Source organism: Fodinibius salicampi, from assembly GCF_039545095.1.
In the GTDB taxonomy this organism is placed as follows: domain Bacteria; phylum Bacteroidota; class Rhodothermia; order Balneolales; family Balneolaceae; genus Fodinibius; species Fodinibius salicampi.
In genome coordinates, this window is sequence record NZ_BAABRS010000003.1 from 386,412 (window position 1) to 406,169 (window position 19,758).

Genomic DNA, 19,758 nt, shown 5'->3' on the forward strand with positions numbered 1-19,758 from the left:
ATAAGTTTATTAGATGGGTAGGAATTAATGACTGTGTTCCTCATCTCCATGTGAATGAGTATCCTCTTCGTGGGTATGATCCCCATCTTCTCCATGACTGTGGTCGCCTTCTTTATCATGGGTATGAGTGGAATCATGGTCTGCGGAATGGTCACCCCCAATACGGACGGCGTCACTGTCATCTGTGGTTGATTGTTGAGCAGGGGCTTCATGAGTATGATCCCCATCTTCACCGTGGCTGTGCCCGGAATCATCCGAGCCACTGCATCCTGTTATCGTTAATCCTGCTGCGATTGATAGAATAAGAAGTAAGCGTTTCATGGTATTAGTTGTTTTGAGAATTAGAAATTCGTCCTGCGGATTGTACATCCAGTTTAAAAAGTGCCTGGTTGTATTCGGCTATCGTTTCATAGATCATGATCTGTCCATCAACGTAGGCTTCGGTGGCATCAAGCAGCTCAACCAGGGAATACCGTCCCTGCTGATAGGCTGCGCGGGCTGCTTCCAGCATTGATACGTCTATCCCGTCCTGCTGCATTGACTTCCACTGTTCAAACACAAGTCCAACTCGCTGATAGGCCGTTTCCACCTGGTTGTGGACCGACTGCTGCTTTAAGGTTAGTTCGGTTTGCCGCGAACGGGTTTGGGCCCGGGTAATCGTCACATTTCCCCGATTCTGGTTAAAGATGGGAAGCTTGATGGATCCCCCGATGACAAACCCCTCAGCGCCACCTGACTGCTCTTTGTATCCAACATTGAGGTTCAGGTCGGGCAGGCGATTTCGTTTTTCAACCTTGTATTGCAGCTCGGAGGCATCAACTATTTCCTCTAATGCAATCAGATCAGCCCGATTGGCAAGGGCATATTGTATCAGCGTCTGCTCCTGTACATTGATGGGCTCGACCGTCAGGCTATCTGAAGGTTGGATTTCGGTATCCAGCTCCTGTCCCGAAAACAAATAGCTGGCCAGCCGGTCACCAGTTTCTTTGAGATTCAGCTGAATCTGGTCGCTTAGTTTTTTGTATCGGCTGAGTTCCACGTTGAAGCGTTGCACCTGCAGGCCGGAAAATGAGCCCTCGGCTTGGCGGGCCTTGGCAGATTCCCGGGCTTTCTGGATAACCTGGAGCGCATCATTATACACATCCAGCTTTTCTGAAAGTTGCCAGTACTCAGCATACAAGGATTTCACCTGTCGGATCAACTGAAGCCGGTCATATTCAAATTGTAGTTCGGCTGCCTTTTGGGATTTGGAAGCACTTTTACTGCGCAGAAAGGGTTGCCCCAATAGCTCAATAGGTTGAGAAACCATATAGGTCGTTTCATGGTAATCGACCGTTCCGGCATTTAGTTGCTCCCGGTTGATACTGATTTCAGGATTGGGATATGCCTTATATTCTATGGCTTCCCCTTGTTTGCGGAGCTGATCATAGCGAGCCAGCTCTTGCTGCAGGCTATTTTCTTTGAACAGCTCTACGGCTTCTTCTAGGGTTATGGATGTTGATTGGGCATGGACAAATACTGGAAATAAAACCAGCAATAGCATCCACCGAATTAACCTGTTCATGGTGGTTGAATTGTTATTTGAATGATACAGTTAGGAAATGGAAGTCCCTTAATAAGGGAAAATTAGGCCATAGGAGGGCCGCGGAGGGAAAAAGAGGAGAGGTGATATTGACTGGCTACCGGTCTTGGTGGCGGCAGGTCGAAAAGCGTGGGAGTATCATCAAGCTCTATATGATGTATTGCACCAACTACAGCATCCAGTGAAAACACGAAAAAACTTTCTATATCAGGCTTTACCTGGGTAGGGCTCGTTAGCGTGCCAATGATATCAGAGGTAGTACTAACCTGGTGCTTATGATCGTCTTGATCAGCATTCTGCTGAAATGGTTCATCTTCATGACTTTCATGGGCGTGTACATGGGCATGAAGATCAAAATGATTCCCGATATGAATATCGAAATCATGGAAGTGAGTTCCCTGCCCGAATAGTACGCAAAAAAAACACGCTGCCACTATCAGTGAGGCGCCAATCGATTGGACGATATGTATTTTTCTTTTAAACACCTGCCATTAGGATAGTCAGAAAGGGTATTAATATCAATGTGGAATTTTAACCAATATCTGACCGGCTTATTTTGCCAAAAGGTGGTTCAGGGAGAACTAAGTAAAGGTTCCTGGAAGATCCTGGCGCCCATCCATGCATTTAATATTCAAATCCTTTAAAAGATCAAGAGATTTCCATTATTATCCTTTGTGAATGGAAACAAACAAAAAAATTTCTTGGTGGGAATTAACAGAAAATCATTAGGGGTACCCCCGCATGCTGTGTGTAATAACAGTGACAGACGATAAATCACTATCCAAACTTTCACTAATCACCAACCAAAAAGAGGTACCCTTTTATGTATTATTTAGATAAAACACTTGGACTTACGTTTTTAGCAACACTGCTATTGCTCTTCACCGGCTGTAATATTTCCGACCCGGGCTCCAGCAACGACCGGAAGGTTTCCGTAAAAATGAAGGTTCAGTCATCAGCCACTTCCCAAAAAACAAGCCAAACGCCCTCCACACAAGCCATTGACTCTTTAACGGAGATCAAATTATTGGTTGAGGAGCTGGAATTGGAAAGTACTTTTGATGAGGACTCCCTGGATTTTGAAGTCGATGATCTGATCGTAAATCTCCCACTGGATGGAAGCGAGTTTGAGCTCACCTCTGCTACGGTCCCCGACGGTGTCTACGACGAGTTTGAAATGGAGATGGAAGGTCCGGATGAGGACTCCAATGTACAGGATCCCGACTTTTATAACGATTCGGGCGATGATGACGATGACGGTTATTCCATCGTAATCAAAGGTGTGTATAATGGAGAAGACTTTATCTATCGCTCAAAAGAAGATTTTGAACTCGAATTGGAATTTAATCCGCCGCTTGAAATATCCAACAACACATCACCATCCATTGCTATCAATGTGGATCCTTCTTCCTGGTTCAAGGATTCCTCCGGAAATGATCTGGATCCCAATAATCCCGATAACAGAGAAAAAATCGAAGAAAACATCGAAAACTCCTTTGAGGTTGAGGAAGATGAAGATGAAGAAGATGAAGACGATGAAGATGATGATGACGACAGCGACGAGGACGATGATAATGACGACGACGATGACAGTGACGACTAACATCTAGTTGTACTAATACAAACAGTCTCCTCTTCCCATCCATGGGCAGTCCAATGATCGGGCTGCCCATTTTTTATGGTGAGAAAATATATATTCTCTGGGAAACTGTTTAGCACCTTTGGCATTTAGAACTTATTATTTAAGCACAACTTCATTTATATAAAATTGTCGATGGTCGATCCCGTTGCACTACAGTTTGTACTCATTGCCCTCGCCACTTCTTCTGAAGAGGAAATGGACAGTAAGGTACTGGCGCAGAAAATTAAAGCGGGTAATCACAAGGCCTTCGAAACTTTTTTTGATACTCATTACGATTCACTGCTCCGTTTCCTCATCAGTAAGAATACCAGCCGGGAGGCCGCTAAGGACCTTATCCAAAAAGCTTTTATTTATATCTGGGAACACCGCCACAGGATAAATCCCGAAAAATCACTTCGGGCCTATATTTTTCAAATTGCCTACACCCGCATGCTCAATCATCACCGGGATCACAAGAAATTCAACACGGATGAATCGGTACCAAATCGACAAACGAACCATACGCCAGAGGATACAGCTCGGGCTAAAGATCTCGAACAGGCCATCGAACGCGCTATCGAGCAGATGCCTGAAAAACGGGGAACCGTTTTCCAGCTCTGCTTTATGGAGGACTTCACCTACAGGGAAGCGGCAGAAACCCTCGAGGTAACGAAAAAGACCATAGAAAACCATATGGGACTGGCACTCAAAGATATGCGAAAGGCTCTGAAACAATTTCAATAAATGGACATTTCTATTGGGGGTACCTCCCCCTCTCAGGTGTACCATTAACAGAGCGGGACAATGATTTTACCGCCTGCAATAGGTAAACCAACTAAAGAATTATGAACAAGACCGGAAAATTAAATTCAAAAATTGGGATCAGCCTGCTTATACTGACATTCACTGCCTGTACCCTGGATGGTATAAGCGGCAGTAACAGTGATACCATCACAAAAGAGGACTTACAGGCGGCCGGACAAATTCTGGGTGAATCGTTATCCAGTAATAACAGCGGCGTACTTTTGAGCCTCAATGATGCACTGACTAATTTTTCAAGCACTGATTTTGCCGAAACGGCCTCAAAAAGCACCCCTTCTTCTCCTGTTATCCAAAACGGCCACAGCGGAAGAGGGAACGAGACAAACTATCAGCATTCCTATGACTCCGAAACGGGTACTCATACCATCTCTTTTCGACGGGAGGTACAGCGCAGCTTATTTGAAAAAACAGTAACCGATACGCTGTACTATACTTTCCGGGATAACGGCGGAAGCTTTATTGAGTTTCCCAGGCAGGAAAGTGACCGTATTGAATCCATAACCTATAACGGAAAGCGGGAGGGAGAAATATCAACCTTAAAAAAAGAATCCTTTTTCGTTCGCACGGATACCTTCTTGATAGACGGGCTTTCTGATGGCTCCTCCACACTGTCCATCGACGGCGTACACAACGGCGAGGGAACTATTACTATAGATGAAACCGGCAACGGTTCACTGGAACGTTCCTACGAACTGGAAATCAACTTTCTGAATATAGAGATCGAAAAATCGCCTGCCGGAGATATCAACATCCAGCGAGGCGTCACGGGAACACTGAGCTGGGAAATGAAGATCGAAAGAGGAAGTGACTCTAAAACGATGCGAGGCACCATCGAACTCAGCGGAGATGGGACCGCCCTGCTCCATTTTAAAAACATTTTAGACCTTTTTCAGATCAATACCAATGACGGAGACCTCAAGGACCTGGAGCATGAATTTGAGGGTGGAGTACAATCGATGGACATTGACGGCAAAGGAGTAACCCTTGTAAATGGTCGAACGGTTTATCTCACTAATGACACGGAATTTGATAATGATGCGTATCCCGATCTGAAATCGGTACAACAGGCCCTGAACAACGGAACCCTCATTTGGACCGAAGGCGAAGGGCTGGTTCAAAACGGGCGATTCAATGTATCTGAAATTGAATTTGAAGAGGGCTATGAGGCAGATGATGATGACGACGAAGACCGGGAAGAAGAAATTGATTTTGAGGAACTAATCACTTCCGTTAATATTGAAGCTGGCACCTTTACTCTGGGCAATCAGGTTATCGTTGAAATGAACGACCAAACTGTTATTGAGAATTCCAGTGAATACCGCTCCCTCCAGGAGGTTGCCGATGCCCTGGACCAGGGCCATACCGTAGAAGCAGACGGATCTGCCGTACAGGCCGGGGAGGGCTCCAATGCCGATTTAATAGCGACATCCGTAGACTTTGACAGAGAAGAGAGTGGCGACAGTGAGGACAGCAATGATAGTGATGAAGAAGATTAATCCCAATTAGACCATGGCTGATCAGCTTCCACATAACGACAAGGATTTACAGCTGGCCCAATCCATTGGAAGAGCCCGCAACAAGGAGACTTCGCTGGATAGCATCAGCAGTGATGATCCACTGGTTACAAACCTGCTTTCGTACCGGAAACAAAAAATACAATCCGCCGAAATCGATGATGGGGAAAAAAGACAGGTTTGGGATGACATTGCATCCGCAACCCAATCCTCTTCCGAATCGAATATTACCAAACTCTTCCATACAGCCACTCTGCGATGGGCAGCCGCCGCTGTACTCTTGATCGGTGCTTTGATCAGCTTTATATACCTGGAATTCTATCAGCAGCCGGAACTGCTGGCCGAATCTCAAACGACTATTACAACGGTTAATCTCAGCGACGGCAGTACAGTAACGCTTCGCCCACACTCCCAACTTTTTTTACTAAAACAGGACCGTTCTGTCCAACGCTATAAACTGGACGGAGAAGGATTCTTCGAAGTAACCACGAATGCGGAACGCACCTTTTCGGTTGAAACCGAAATCGGGCGTGTCAGCGTGCTGGGCACATCTTTTACGGTTAGCTCCTGGGGCAGACAGACGCAGGTATACCTGCAAGAAGGCGCGGTTAAAATAGAGGCCCTCCAACAGGACAGCAGTATTGTGCTGGAACCCGGGCAGTCTGCTTCTGTTACCAATATAAACAGCGTCCCCACCCTTCAATCGATCTCCAAAGAAGAATTTCTGGATTGGCTTGACCGGCAGCTGGTGTTTGAAAACAGACCGGCGAATCTTATTATCGGTGAACTGGAACAAGAGTTTAATATTTCGATTACCATTCCCGAAGAGACTGGTAATAAGAAACTCACCGGCCAACTGTCGCTGCAAAACCTGGAAACCGCACTTCAAGATCTGGAAATCGTATTAGGCGGTACCTTTACTCAAACGGGCGACCAAAGCTATACTTTCGAAACGCAATAGCGAATATCTATGCAAACAGGAATCACTTTCAGCAGGAGAGCCCTTATTATTGCCATCATTCTCTTTGGGCTAACGGAATTAGCATCGGCCCAGTTTCAGTATAGTAATACCCCGCTATTACAAATAATTGAGGATATCGAACAAAAAACCGATTTCCGATTTCTCTATCGCGAAGCCCTTGTTTCGGATATCAATCTGAGCTTTTCGGCCCGTTCGGATAACCTGTTCCCCCGATTCCGCGATCTATTGCATCCGCAACGGTTAAACCTGCAAATCGACAGTACTCGCAACCAGGCTATTATTTTCCAGCTGAAAAATGCAGGAATAACCTCAAAAAAAGTATCGGTGCAGGGACAGGTAGTAAATGCTTCCTCCGGCGAACGACTACCTTTCGGCGTCGTAACCTGGCAGGAAGGGCAGATAACCAGGGGAGTAAGTGCCAACGAAAGCGGATCATTTACATTCAGCCGAAGCTTGGAAAGGGATTCACTTGAAATCCGCTGCTCGTATGTTGGATATACTTCCAAAACCCTGACACTGGATTTTTCGCAAAGCAGTGCTATTAATGAGTTAACATGCCGCCTGCAGCCCACTCGTATTGAGGGCAACGAACTCATTGTTACCGGTACAAACGTTTACAGTAATATCGACCGGCAAGTTTCAGACCTTCTCGATATGGGTACATTCAGCCCCATGGGCGAAAGCAACACCCTCCGGGCGTTACAAACGCTGCCTTCGGTGTCGCTGGCCCCGGCCCTGGGTAGCGGACTCAATGTAAGGGGAAGTCCGGCCGATGGTTTCCAAGTATTGGTGGACGATATCACCATCTACAATCAAAGTCATCTCTTTGGGTTAATTGACAGCTTTAATTCAGATGTACTGCAGCGCAGCAGCTTTTTCTATGATATTGCCCCTGCCCAGTTCCAGGCGCCGCCCGGCGGTACGCTTTCCCTGTATACCAAATCAGGTTCCACCAAAGAATTTTCGGGCTCTGCCGGTATCAGCAATTCCGCTGCTCGCATTTCGCTTGAAGGGCCCATAAATAAAGGAAACAGCAGCTGGCTTATATCAGGCCGCACCTCCTACATGAATACCTTAAACTGGCTCAATAACGATGACCTGATCGAATGGGGACTGAATGTAGACAGAAACAAAGAAGTGTTGGGGGATGATCTCGTTAATTTTGAATCCAGTCTCGTCCGTGCCGGTGAGACGGATGCCTCGTTCTTCGACCTGCATGGAAAAATTCATTTTGAAGGAACTGACGGCAGCCGATTTATCATAAGCGGGTATTTCGGGGGAGACAACACTCGCCAGGAAGCAACCCGCCTGTACCGATCATTTTCATCCTCGGACGGAACCGATATCGAAAACCGGCCCGTATCAACGACTAACGACTGGCAAAACGGCGCCGGAAGCATTCAGTATCAGCAGTGGCTGGGCGAAAATGTATACGCAAGCTCTACGATTGGAGCAAGCATCTATCAGACATCTTTCAATAAAGAGGATTTTACCTATATCACTCTCAACCAGAGCAGCGGAGCCCTGCAGGCCTTTGTTTTTCCCTATGAAAGCCAGAGCGTACTTAATGAATTAAAAGCCGACCAGCAGTTCGAATTTACCTATGATCCCTGGCTCATAACCGGCGGAGGCTCCTACCACTACTATATGGGAGAATATTTTGAAGATTCCTTCGAACGACCCGGCTATTTTACCTCCCAGGAAGCGCATCAGGCCGATGCCTATGCCCAGCTGGATTACAGTGGAGTACGCTGGCTGGATATTTTTGGCGGTGCGCGGTTGCATTACTATTCGAACGGGGAGTACTTGCGATGGTCGCCCCGTACCAAACTAACACTATTCCCGGATTCTGATCTCTCCGTCTCAGGTGGATTTAGCCGCAATCACCAATTCCTCAACAAAATTTCGCTCAGCAATACCGTAACATCCGATGTTTGGACCCTGGTTGATGCTGATCATCCCCCGACCTCAGTCAACTATTATTCCGGCGGAATCTATTACACCCCATCCGACCACTTCTTTGTAAGGGCCGAAGCTTATCACAAAAAGTTTGATAACATTCGCCTTCACGAAATCAATACATTTTCACTCAGCAATACCTTTAACGACAATCCCTGGTATAACAATAACAACGGAGCGGGAAAAGGGATTGAGTTTCTGCTGCAAAACCGGTACCGGCTCATCAAGCTTACCCAAACGTTTACGATCTCAGAGATGACCTTATCGAATCCCCAAATTAATGAAGGAGAACCATTTTTTGCTGACTGGGACCGTACCTACCGGTACAACGCTACCCTCAGTTTTGAACCTTCAAGGAATATTTCACTGTTTTTGTCGTGGATGTATGCCACCGGGACCCCTAACAAACTCGCTACTTTTGGACCCCAGAATGATCAGCGCCTCGGCGATTACCAGCGTGCCGATATATCAGCCGAATACACTCATTCATTCGGAGAAAGGCATTTAAACCTGTCGTTTTCTGTTTTTAACATTCTGGACAGACAGAATCCCTGGTACCGCGAACTTTCATTTGTGATCGACCAGAACACCTCACAAAACCGGTTTCGAAGTGTTCCCGTAGACGTCTATGACATTGGCTTCCAGCCTTCGTTTAACATCAGCGTGGACTTTTGAAAAGTAGCAGGATTCTCCCCCGTCCAATTGCAACCCCAAACAACTATCCCTGATATCCTTTCCGGCGGTTTCACTGTGGATGGTCGCCTCGTCTGGGAAGCACGCTACTTCACAAAGAAAACCGGATTATGCTATACACGGCCGCCAATAAAATAGCTATGATGCTCAACCAAAAGGCAATGTCATATAGCCTTCCGGGTTTAAGGCGAGCATCGAGCTGTACATATCTGAAATGAACCGCCGCAAAAATCACAATTAAAAGGAGTACAGAAGTGAAGAATCCGCCGATGATCACCATCAACACAGGAAGTTGCACAAAGAGAAACATGATGGCCCAAAGCATCGGGAAAACCCAGGCAAAGATTGCAATTGCTTTTCTCCGCTGTTCAATGTCGTGAAAATCCAGGAAGCCAAGTTTTCCGAATGCATCTGAAAAAATTCTCGTCCAGCTTGCAAGGGCAGTAAAAAGTGTTGAAAACAAAACCACGATCGCACAGATCAAAAAGACATTCCTTGCCCCGGGACCCAGCGTTTCAGTGTACATCCCGGAAAGCGTTTCGATCATCTGGAATCCTTCGGGAATGCGATCCTGTACATGCAGTACGGAGGCTCCTAAAATATAAAAAGCCGCCGTTACAAGTGTATACACGATCATCGACAAAAACGCATCCCAATACATCACTTTAATCCATCCTTTTGCACGATTTGTCCACGCTTCTGTTTTTTCTACGGGTCCGGTATATGAGGCATACCCTTTTTCGATACACCAGTAATGGTAGTACATAATTTCATCCCCGCCCACTCCCGTAAGACCAAACGCCCCGATGGCTACCCCCACCATCGCTGTGGGGAGATTAAGCTCAAGTCCGTACTGAATATCTGTCCAGGAGATGGCAAATTCGGTGAATTGCATAAAATACACAGACAAAAAGGTGAGAACTGTGAAGAAGGCAATCATCACAAGAGAAAAACGCTCTACAAAAATATAATAGCCCCTGAAAACAAGCAGCGAAGCCAGAATAGCCGTTATAAATGTCCAGAGAGTGACATTTACCGATGGAAAAAAGATATTCATTGTGATAGCTACGCCCCCAACAATCCCACCGACCTGTAACAGTTTGAAAAGCTGAATGAAAAGCCATGTCCAGATCGTCCAGTTAATATCTCTGAATTTCCATCCCGGCAGCTTGTTAAAGGCGCTCATTATCGTCTCGCCGTTACTGATCGCATGCTTCCCAAACTCCAGTTGAAGGGCTACTTTAACCAGGCAGCTTAGGATAATCACCCAGAATGTTACAAAACCAGCTCTTGCCCCAAGTGTGGTGGTTGCAATTAACTCGCCGGAGCCGACAATGGCCGCTGAAAGTACAAACCCTGGCCCCAGGTACCGAACGGTTCCCAATAAAGTCTTCGGAGGCTCTTTGATATCCTCCCTTTTCAGCACATAGGGATCTTTTGGACGACCTTTTGTTAGCTCACTCATATAGGATTCAATTGGATTATTGTTGCACTTTGGGTGGAACCTGAGGGTGATTAATTACAGCCTACACATAGGCAGACTTCGAATTCCATACACATAGCAGCTTTTTTACCGACAAGACAAGTCGTGCCGTTATTTTAATTTATTTCTCAATCCAATACTCAAATAGTTCCTCTATATTGTTCATCTGAGTTGTTATGGTCAGCTGGTCGCGGGCCTTTGCCTCTTCATATGCTGTCTTTATTACCTCTAAATCTTTTCCGGCCGTTTTACTATTTATATCGACCATTTCTCCGGCTCCATTGGTCATTCCAGCTATCAGGAGCTTTCCCGGCGCCAGTGCAGCGGCAAGATCCGTCAAATCATAGGCTTTAAGCGCGCCGGCCACTGCACTCTTATGTAAACCGGGATCATAAAAGCGATTCATTATCAGAGATCGATAGGAAGAATAGGGTTCCAGCAGGGCTACTCTGCTGATGGACGGCTCAAATGCAGCGGCATGCAGCAGAACCGGCGACATGTCCTGGCGGGCCAGTCCATAGATTTCTTCCGACTTATGTTCTCTTTTCAACAGCCGGGTGAGCCGGACTACATCTCCCGCCCGTATTCCGGTAATGCTTCGGCCGATGAGTACGGAATTGGTCCATACATCGAAAGAGGTGGAATTAAAGTCCTTGACCTGGGTCGTATAATTAGCCAAATCGCCGGGACCCGTTTCTCCGGTTCCAATTAAATCCGGGGCCAGTACGGTGTATCCATTCCGGACAAACCATCCCATCTCGCCACCTTCCACAGCTTCCGCAGACTTGCCTTCAGGATGTAAATATAGCAGCGCCTTGCCATTGGGCCGATCCGGAATCATAAGCAGGTAAGGAATCGGATAATCTCCTTCGCCTTTCACAAAGTACTTCTCAATTGCATAGCCCTCCCGCTGGATGCGTCCGGTAAAGACCGGTTTCTCAATTTCTTTGGGCTCCTGGTAGCCGGACAGCTCTTTAGCAGATTTCAATACTTCAGGAAGATGCTCCTCAAGATTTTCTCTGGACGAGCGTAACTTGTCAATGTTCTGTTTCGCCTCCCTGCGATTTAAACTAAAGACGGTTTCTCCTTCTCCGTCAAATTCTGTAGCCAGCTGACCCGTACGGGTTACCTGAATCTCTTCATCACTCAGGATATTCACCTCCTGGTCGGTGTTGTTTCCGGGATTATCCAGATGTTGCTGAAAAAAAGCATACATAGCCTTTCGGTTTTGTGGAGTGGATGTATGTCCTCCGCTATCTTCCACTGCCGTAAAAAGATCTGGCTGATCATATAATTCATAGATTTCCGATACTTCTGAAGCCGTCTCCCTCGCTCCGTGAATACTAAAAAAGTCCTCGGTGGTATTGATCATCAAGGCAGGCTTGGGAGCCCGAACCTCAAGCAAGTCAGCATGGTCAATGCCCGCAGCAATGCCATGATAAAAGTTTTGCTCGGCATCCTGCGGACCGATGGACTGCAGCAGGCGCCTGAAGTTCGTTATAAAAGCTCCCGGCGCAGCGGCATGTATGCGCTGGTCAAAAGCCGCTATATAAGCTGCCTGGGTTCCCCCGCCTGAGCGGCCGGTTATCCCAATCCTATCGGAGTCCACCTCATCCCTGGAATGCAAATAATCCACTGCCCGGATGCCATCCCAAATCATATATCGCGCCAGGGAGCTGCCATTGATAAAAGCCTGTGCCCCGGTATAGGAATGCTCTCTTGTTGCACTGCCGACGATTGAGCTTCCGCTTTCAGGATCGTAATACTCCACCCGCTCCCCCTGTCCGACCGGATCGATAGCAAATACCACAAACCCTTTCTTCACTAAATTCAAGATGGTATCCTGATAGGTGGAGCTTCTGTATGCATCCTGGGTATGTCCGCTCAGGTAGAGTATGGCCGGGGCTTGCTCCTGCAGATCCCTGGGAATAAAAAGGGAAGAAGTGACATGAAATCCCGGCTGTGACTCATAAATGATATGCTCCACTTTATAATTATCCTTCTCAATCGTCCGCATCACCTCTGCATTTAAAGGCGTTTTCTCAGGAAAGGGTCCCACAATTCTTGTGAGCGTTTGGCGTACTTCCTCCTGTCTTTTCTGCCAATCGGACAACGTATTTAACTCGGATATGGTGGCAGATCGTTTGTCCAACAGATCATACGCCTGGCCGGCAAGGTGATGGTACAGCGCGTTGTGTGCATCGCTGAAGTGAATCCAATTGCTATTGCTGCTTTCCCCCTGTATGACTTTCAGATCATCCTGTGCCCTGGCACTATTGCTTGTAAACAAAAAAACCAGAGACAAACAACAGAGAAGCTTAAGAATTCCGGAATATCGTTCTGACCATCCCATCTGCTGCCGTCGGCGTCTAGGCTTTGCCGGTAATTGTATTTGCATCATATTTTTGCTTTAAAATTTGGGTATCCCTTTTATAATATTCTTTTCCAATATGCGAAAGAGATATTAAAAATGCATAAAGTTTGGTTAAGTGGTTTGCCGCCTAAATTCTTTTCGCCAGGGGCATGGTCCTTTTTTATATCCGATAAAAATCACAAAATAATTATTTAGAAAAATCGGCCTTATAGTAATCTTAACGTCTATTTTGGGGCCAATATCTGAGAAGAAATATACCGGACGGAACATTTTTTTGTAACAAATCGCTCTGTTTTTACTCTTGTATAGTAGGGGCAGGGGTATAAATCATTACGAGAAACCTTATTAAAAAAACGTAAATCAAGAACCTGGACGTAGCTTCGGTTGCGTCTATCCTAAACAAATAAAACCCGACGCGGATCCGGGCTGCCTGTCTCAAAAGCCCGCCATTTCTGCTGCCGGCAACCCTAAATAAAATCATAAAACTATGAGTCTTGAATATCACCTGGTGCCTACCCATATCACAGATAACCCGAATGATTACCGGGCGGTAAGCCGAAACAGCAAAAGCTATACGCTTGAGGATGTATTTAAAAATATGACCCGCGAGGGATCCACCATTACCACCGCCGAGGCCATGGCAGTGTTCGAGGAGATTACACGGGGGATCACAGAATTCCTGAAAGAAGGATATACGGTTATTACGCCCTTAGTTAACCTGTCATCAAGTGTAACAGGGGTTTTTAAAGGAAAAGATGAGCTGTTCGATCCAAACCAGCACGGTGTTCGGTTAAATATCAATTCCGGGATACGCCTTCGAGACATTCCGGCTTCCATCCGTCCCACCCTGGTACAGAGAGTAAAAGCAGCCCCTTCTATCAACTACCTTTTTGATAATATCTCAGATACACGAAACGAGATCATTACCCCCGGTGGCGGCGCCCGTATCAAAGGGGATCTGCTGAAATATGACGACGAAGATCCCAAGCAGGGCATCTTTTTTATCAATACCGGGGATCAAAGCGAGCACCGGGTGGAGCGGTCCCCACTTCGCAATATGCCGAAAGAACTTATCTTTATGCTTCCGGATCTGCCCGAAGGGGAATACCGACTGGAAGTGCGCAGTATTCCATACGGCGCCTCAACCCTGCGGTCAGGCCGCCTTGCCGATCCAGTAACCGTAGCACCGTAACGACTCCCCGATGGTCGGAACCGTACCTTATCATGATAATGGCCCTGTCATCCGGACTTAGTACCACTAACACTGGGTGCCAGTGTCGTTAACACCAGGAGTTAGTGATACTAATACTGGGAGTCATTGGCGCTAACATTACCAGTCAGTGTCACTGACACCGAGGCTCAGCGTCACTGGCACCGGGACTCAGTATTACAACTACTACCGGGAACGGGATAAGTTTAGTAGGCAAGAAATACAGAACAAGCCATTATATCAATAAGGAAGTACGGGGACGAAACATTTCATAGTACCGGTTGGGTTTAATAGCTCAACCGGTATTTAACAGCATCCCAACCATTAACAAATAAGATAATCTCTATTCAGGTCCGGAACAGGTGGGTCGGGAGTGGGAAGATCGCATAATGTGCATGTATCAGCACTATATCGACAGCTGTAACGGGGGGCAGATATTCCTGGGTCAAGCCTTGATCACCAGCATTATCATCGGCTTATGGATATACAGCAATCACCGCGCCTCTTTGCAGCAAGCCAACTAAGATTAAAAGCCGGTATCCGCATATCCAGTGAAAAATAGAGCGGTTTTACCTGCTATTGTGCCAACAACTATTTTGCTATCGTAAACAGATAAAACCGCTCCGGATATTACTGTTTATTATCTTTCTTTTTTTTGTTCCATTGATCAAGGACAATAGGAATAATGAAGAATAGAGACACTACAATAGTGATAATTAAAGTAGTTAAACTAATATCCATCTTGCAATAATTTTATTTAAGGTGTATTCCATCCCCGTGGGGATGGGGTTATTTAAGAGAATGGATTACGACGTGATAGTCGCATATATCTAAGCAAGATGGTTACAAGAAAAAATGAAAGGGAAAAAGAAGGGTTCTGATTGTTGGATGAATGGCTATAGAAGCAGCTCTTAGCAGAAGGATAGCTGCATGTCGCTGTACATACGCTTCGACTACAGTATTCTCATAAGTGTCTTCCTGGGAATTATAAATCGTGTTACAGCAGGAAAGTGAGTTAAATATATAGACTTCTCCTTCCGCACTATTATGAGCTACAAGCGATCTTGCCTTTCCATAAGGATGGGTAGATGAAGCACTCTTGGTTTTTGTCGCTTCAATTGTAGCAACATCATGACTGCCGTACGCCAATGCAGTTTCGCCCAGCGTATGCCAGGAAAACACGACTGCAAGAAATACAAGGAAGATATTTATATATCTCTTCATTTAGGCGGTAAAATACAAAAACAAGGTAACATTATTTACGAAAAACAGAGAATTCTAAGTATATGATGTCAGTCCATTACTTTTTCTCACGACTTATCTTTGTGGAGGGCGGTCCCCCATACGATGGCTCCAGGCCTCCAAAGTCAATCATGATTTGATCAACATTGACGGAAGGATCTGTTCCCCACAGCTTAAAGCGGTACGTACCGGGTTCAAGGTCCAGTTGCCCCGTTCCGACCATACGGCTTTCCAGCACATTATCTATCCATGGTTGCCCGCCCGGGTTTCCCATCTCAAAGGTAATCCACTGTGGCTCTCCGTCGCCAATGCTTATCGCACATCGCATCGGTTGGGATTCTTTCAATGGAAAGGCCGGTACCCCTTCGACGATTACATTGCCCGGCCCGCCCTCAGTAACCACCATATCATATTCAAGCACGGGAGAAACCTCCCGGACCTGAGACAGATCCTCAATGTACCATCCCTTCATCGGCTCCAGCAACATGGCCGAACCGCTTCGTCCTAATCCGGTTACGGAACGCCAAGAAGCCGTATTCGCCGCCTTTTTTTGATGGTACTGACTGGCCGGCATGGAAATCACGCCGTTGGCCTCGATGAAGGCGTTTGATGGCACCTGCAGATTTTGGTTGAACACCGGGATGGCTACCCGGTAGCGTTGCTCCCCGCTCGTAATGTCGATGTTGCCACTAATATCCTGTCCAGCTGGCGCTTCCTCATAATTGACTGTTACCCAGATGCGTTCGGAGCCGCCGCTGAGTAATCCCTTGTCATCACTCAGCTGAATCCAGGGAGCACTGCTTTCGGCCGACCACTCCTCGGCTTCCTGCCCGCGGCTAAAAATGTCGATAAAATGACGCTGCTGGGTATAGCGATTAAATGTCGGGAGACTATTTTCTTCTGTGAAACTGGGCGACAGTTGACGCGATTCTTGGACGAACTCTACTCCGTACAGCTTTCCTCCACTTTCATGGGGATGAATTGTCAATGTGTTCCGGCCAGGCTGCAATACAATATCGTCAACTTCCAACTGTTGGATGCAACCAACAGAGCCTTCAACTTTTATAGGTGCATGATCATTGACGGTTACCCACCAGGAGTCGCTGCCTTCATCAGGGTGATCGACCGACAAGTTGAGTCTGTGGGTACCACCAGCCTCCTTAACATTAAATTCAAACACAGCTTTCATGGGATTATTCACCTCATAGGGAATCACATCATAGTATTCAGGGCCAGATACAGTTCTGCCGGTCCCGTCTTCCGGCCACCTCAGAAACATCCCGGACGAATCTTTTCCGGTCGTAAGCTCCCCGGATATATTGGCTTCTATAGCGCTCATTGTTATGGTTGATTCCCTGGTGGTGATATCGGGCAGATTACCTTTTAACGGTTGCAGCGGATCCTGCTGGCCTTCAATAGCCACGCCTACACCCCGAACGTCTTCCGTTTCAATGCGGGTGGTGATCGGTTCAAAAAATACCGACGATCCTTTTTCATACCCGGGACTATAATCAACCATATGCTCCCATTTACCGCCAGCCACCTCTTGGTTATAATGTCGGGTCAGCTGTTTGATCTCCTCAAAAGCCGCAAATGCCGAATCGCTCAACTGATTTGCAACCGCCCGACCCTGCTTGGCGTATTCCCTGCTTTTATACCCGTACAGCCACTTCTCATTCATGGCCGTGGCCCCGGCAATGGGATAATAGACCAGCTCAAAGTAAGTATCCGCGGCTTCGGCGGGAATCTCTTCCGAAAGTTTCTTTGCCCGCGTTTGCAAATCCTGGTAGCTTTGTATTCGCTGCTGGACCTCATCATTATAATTCCATAGGCTGTAGAAAGGATCCTGAACGGGCGGCCACCCGGCCCATTGCGATTTATTGAATCCCATAAATTCCGGTTTACGCTCGGTAGCAAGCCGGTAGTATTCCCACATCAGCTCGGAGATCTGGTTCGCATACTTTTCAGAAATGTCGCGTGAGGCGACGGTCGAAAAATAGTCTTGGATGTTCTCCGGCGCCCAGGAGTCTATATCCCAGGCCAGAACCATGAAAAATTCGGTCTCCCATTCGCGGCGTTTTATGTCCCCCACGTTGGCAATCCATATTTCACTCATGTTCTGTAGTTGGGCGCGCCTCATCTCCCGCCAAACCAGGGCAGGTGTGGTCGGGGAAAGCCAGATATAGGGATGGGGCGCCCCAAGATACGACAAGTGGTAATACACCCCAGCACCACCGGGGCGTTGCTGCTCAGCCTGGTCAGAAAACCGTCGAATATACCCGTGATTGTCGTCGGGCCAGGTGATGGTGATATCTTCGGGCACGTCCATCCCGGCCTCGTATATATCGAGCACTTCCTTATAGGGAGTAAACGACTGGGGGACTTCGGACACATCTTTATTAATATATTTGCTTAGCAGTTCCCGCTGATCGGAAATCACCTGCTCGAGGGCATTGACTGCCTCATCCATAGAGTCTACACCTTCCATACCACTGTCATGAACACCGCGCATGCCAACCGTGTAGATAGCATCCATCCCCTGGCTCTGTTTGACCCGCTGCTCCCAGTAATCGTATACCGAAGAAGCATTGGTTTGATAGTTGAAATCCCCCATCGCCTCGTGATTCCATTCGCCCACGTTGTTGCGAAGCATCGGCTCGGCGTGGGAAGTGCCCACCACTATTTCCCATTTCTCAGCAATCTCTGCGTTGCCGGGCACCTGGAAGAAGGGTTCGGTATTCGGATGCATCGCCGGCCAAACCATGTTGGCTTTCAGGCGCAGCAACAGTTCAAAGATTTTGGCGTAGGTTTTGGGACCCATATTACGGACGGAGGGCTCAAATGTCTTGGAGGCCCAGGGCTCCAGGCCCCAACCCTCATCATTGAGAAAAATGCCCCGGTATTTAACCGAGGGAGAAGTTGAAAAGGTGCCTTTGTTGCTTACGGTCAGGGAATTATTCTTTTTAACCGGAACGTCTGCCCACCAGTACCAGGGCGAAACGCCTATTTCTTTTGACAAATCAAAGACCCCGTAGGCAGTACCCCGGGGATCGCTGCCAGCTATGAACATCGCCTGATTGATGGAAGCTGTAGGGTCGGCTTTAAATACTCGTCCATAGGTTTCCCATTGGCCCGAAAGGCGAGAAGTATCGAGATGGCTGCTAATCAGATTGGAGCTGATATCGCCAAGAATAATCACATTCCCCTGTACATCCTCAAAGCTGGTATAAATCCCAGGACGCTGGCCGGTTACGGCTTCAATATCTCGGGCCAACAGGTGTGCTGCAATAGAGTCCAAAGCTGAACTTTCAATATCATAGACGATGGAGGTGGCACCATCCTGGTCTGCAATGGTAAATTGGGCAAAGGCGTTCTGACAGCCTAATACGGTCAGCATCAAAAGTACCAGTGAAATTATTTTATAATTCATAGAGGATTACATTAGAGAATCTACTACTAAAATTATGTATTGATTTTACAGTATACCGGTTGTTACAACGGATGTAATACAGGGATCAAAAGTTATTCTTTAAATTACATAATACAATATACTGTCATATCTCCGAAGTATACCCTCAAACAATCTGGACTCAATTGGAAGAAGCGTCAAACTGTAGACGAGAAGACTGAAGGGGAAATGCCTGATGGTTGGTAGATCTGCTTGGTTTTAAAGTAGCGGTTTATCAAACAACATACACAATCCCTCAAATCAACAATAAAACGGAAGCTATGAGGTATCCCGTAGTACTATCGTTTAAATCATTACCTCAACACATCCTGAAGTGAGGGATCCCGTTCAATAACCGATTTCGCATAGGGACAGAGCGGAATCACTTTCAAATTATTATTACGGGCATAGGCTATCGCAGTTTTTACCAGCTTTTTTCCAACATTCTTTCCTCTTAACTCATCGGATACCTCGGTATGATCGATAATTATCCCCGTATTTCCCATTTTGGAATAGGTTATTTCCGCTTTAACCTTTCCATCTTTTTCCAGAAAAAACTTTCCTTTGCTTTCACCGTACTCATGCTGGATATCCATAATGTCTACCTGCCAAAAAGTTTAATAATTAAGTGAAGTTGAGAAGTACCGGGTGATTGCTTTCCATACATTATACTGTCCTTTACCTTTTTACTTCCTGGCTAGCCTCCTGGAAGGAATCGGTATAAATATAATATTTTTTCTCCAGTTCATATACTCGGTGTACACAGACTTTGATTGATGCTACAAGCTTTTGACTATCGGTTTATTAATTAATGCGCATCGGTGATGA

The 19,758-nt window shown here is 46.6% G+C and carries 14 protein-coding genes; 6 read left to right on the forward strand and 8 right to left on the reverse strand.

The window, feature by feature from the left end; genetic code table 11:
* Window positions 1–24: 24 nt before the first annotated feature.
* The 3 genes from ABEB05_RS12780 to ABEB05_RS12790 all read right to left on the reverse strand — a co-directional run bounded on the left by ABEB05_RS12780 (window position 25) and on the right by ABEB05_RS12790 (window position 2,067).
* Window positions 25–321 (reverse strand): hypothetical protein, encoded by a 297-nt coding sequence (locus ABEB05_RS12780; protein WP_265790695.1) that lies wholly within the window; start codon window positions 319–321, stop codon window positions 25–27.
* A gap of 4 nt (window positions 322–325) precedes the next feature.
* The gene (locus ABEB05_RS12785; RefSeq protein ID WP_265790697.1) at window positions 326–1,564 is read right to left on the reverse strand and encodes a TolC family protein; all 1,239 of its coding nucleotides are present in this window, start codon (window positions 1,562–1,564) and stop codon (window positions 326–328) included.
* Between the two features lie 62 nt (window positions 1,565–1,626).
* Window positions 1,627–2,067 (reverse strand): hypothetical protein, encoded by a 441-nt coding sequence (locus ABEB05_RS12790; protein WP_265790699.1) that lies wholly within the window; start codon window positions 2,065–2,067, stop codon window positions 1,627–1,629.
* A 338-nt stretch (window positions 2,068–2,405) separates the two neighbouring features.
* Here ABEB05_RS12790 and ABEB05_RS12795 point away from each other — a divergent pair, with 338 nt between their 5' ends.
* From ABEB05_RS12795 to ABEB05_RS12815, 5 genes are all read left to right on the forward strand, one after another.
* Window positions 2,406–3,185 (forward strand): hypothetical protein, encoded by a 780-nt coding sequence (locus ABEB05_RS12795; RefSeq protein WP_265790701.1) that lies wholly within the window; start codon window positions 2,406–2,408, stop codon window positions 3,183–3,185.
* Window positions 3,186–3,356: 171 nt separating this feature from the next.
* Window positions 3,357–3,947, forward strand: a complete 591-nt coding sequence (locus ABEB05_RS12800; protein WP_265790703.1) for an RNA polymerase sigma factor — start codon at window positions 3,357–3,359, stop codon at window positions 3,945–3,947.
* Between the two features lie 101 nt (window positions 3,948–4,048).
* A complete protein-coding gene (locus ABEB05_RS12805) occupies window positions 4,049–5,521 on the forward strand; it encodes a DUF5666 domain-containing protein (protein ID WP_265790705.1) in 1,473 nt (490 codons plus the stop codon).
* A gap of 13 nt (window positions 5,522–5,534) precedes the next feature.
* Entirely contained in the window at window positions 5,535–6,500 is a 966-nt protein-coding gene (locus ABEB05_RS12810) for a FecR family protein (RefSeq protein WP_265790707.1), read from the forward strand.
* 9 nt (window positions 6,501–6,509) lie between these two features.
* On the forward strand, window positions 6,510–9,155 hold the full coding sequence (locus ABEB05_RS12815) for a TonB-dependent receptor (protein ID WP_265790709.1): 2,646 nt from the start codon (window positions 6,510–6,512) through the stop codon (window positions 9,153–9,155).
* A gap of 109 nt (window positions 9,156–9,264) precedes the next feature.
* On the opposite strand, the gene ABEB05_RS12820 is transcribed toward ABEB05_RS12815, so the two are convergent.
* Window positions 9,265–10,638, reverse strand: coding sequence for an Nramp family divalent metal transporter (locus ABEB05_RS12820; RefSeq protein WP_265790710.1), 1,374 nt, complete (start codon window positions 10,636–10,638; stop codon window positions 9,265–9,267).
* A gap of 139 nt (window positions 10,639–10,777) precedes the next feature.
* Complete coding sequence (locus tag ABEB05_RS12825) at window positions 10,778–13,057, reverse strand: alpha/beta hydrolase (RefSeq protein WP_265790711.1); 2,280 nt, start codon at window positions 13,055–13,057, stop codon at window positions 10,778–10,780.
* A gap of 460 nt (window positions 13,058–13,517) precedes the next feature.
* On the opposite strand from ABEB05_RS12825, the gene ABEB05_RS12830 reads away from it, so the two are divergent.
* Entirely contained in the window at window positions 13,518–14,222 is a 705-nt protein-coding gene (locus ABEB05_RS12830; RefSeq protein WP_265790712.1) for a DNA-binding domain-containing protein, read from the forward strand.
* A gap of 861 nt (window positions 14,223–15,083) precedes the next feature.
* Here the strand turns inward: ABEB05_RS12830 and ABEB05_RS12835 are convergent.
* The 3 genes from ABEB05_RS12835 to ABEB05_RS12845 form a co-directional block, all read right to left on the reverse strand.
* Window positions 15,084–15,464 carry a hypothetical protein gene (locus ABEB05_RS12835; RefSeq protein WP_265790713.1) on the reverse strand — a complete coding sequence of 127 codons (381 nt, stop codon included), beginning with the start codon at window positions 15,462–15,464 and terminating at the stop codon, window positions 15,084–15,086.
* Between the two features lie 76 nt (window positions 15,465–15,540).
* The gene (locus ABEB05_RS12840) at window positions 15,541–18,912 is read right to left on the reverse strand and encodes a glycosyl hydrolase 115 family protein (RefSeq protein ID WP_265790714.1); all 3,372 of its coding nucleotides are present in this window, start codon (window positions 18,910–18,912) and stop codon (window positions 15,541–15,543) included.
* A gap of 332 nt (window positions 18,913–19,244) precedes the next feature.
* Window positions 19,245–19,526, reverse strand: a complete 282-nt coding sequence (locus tag ABEB05_RS12845; RefSeq protein ID WP_265790716.1) for a GNAT family N-acetyltransferase — start codon at window positions 19,524–19,526, stop codon at window positions 19,245–19,247.
* Between the last annotated feature and the right edge of the window lie 232 nt (window positions 19,527–19,758).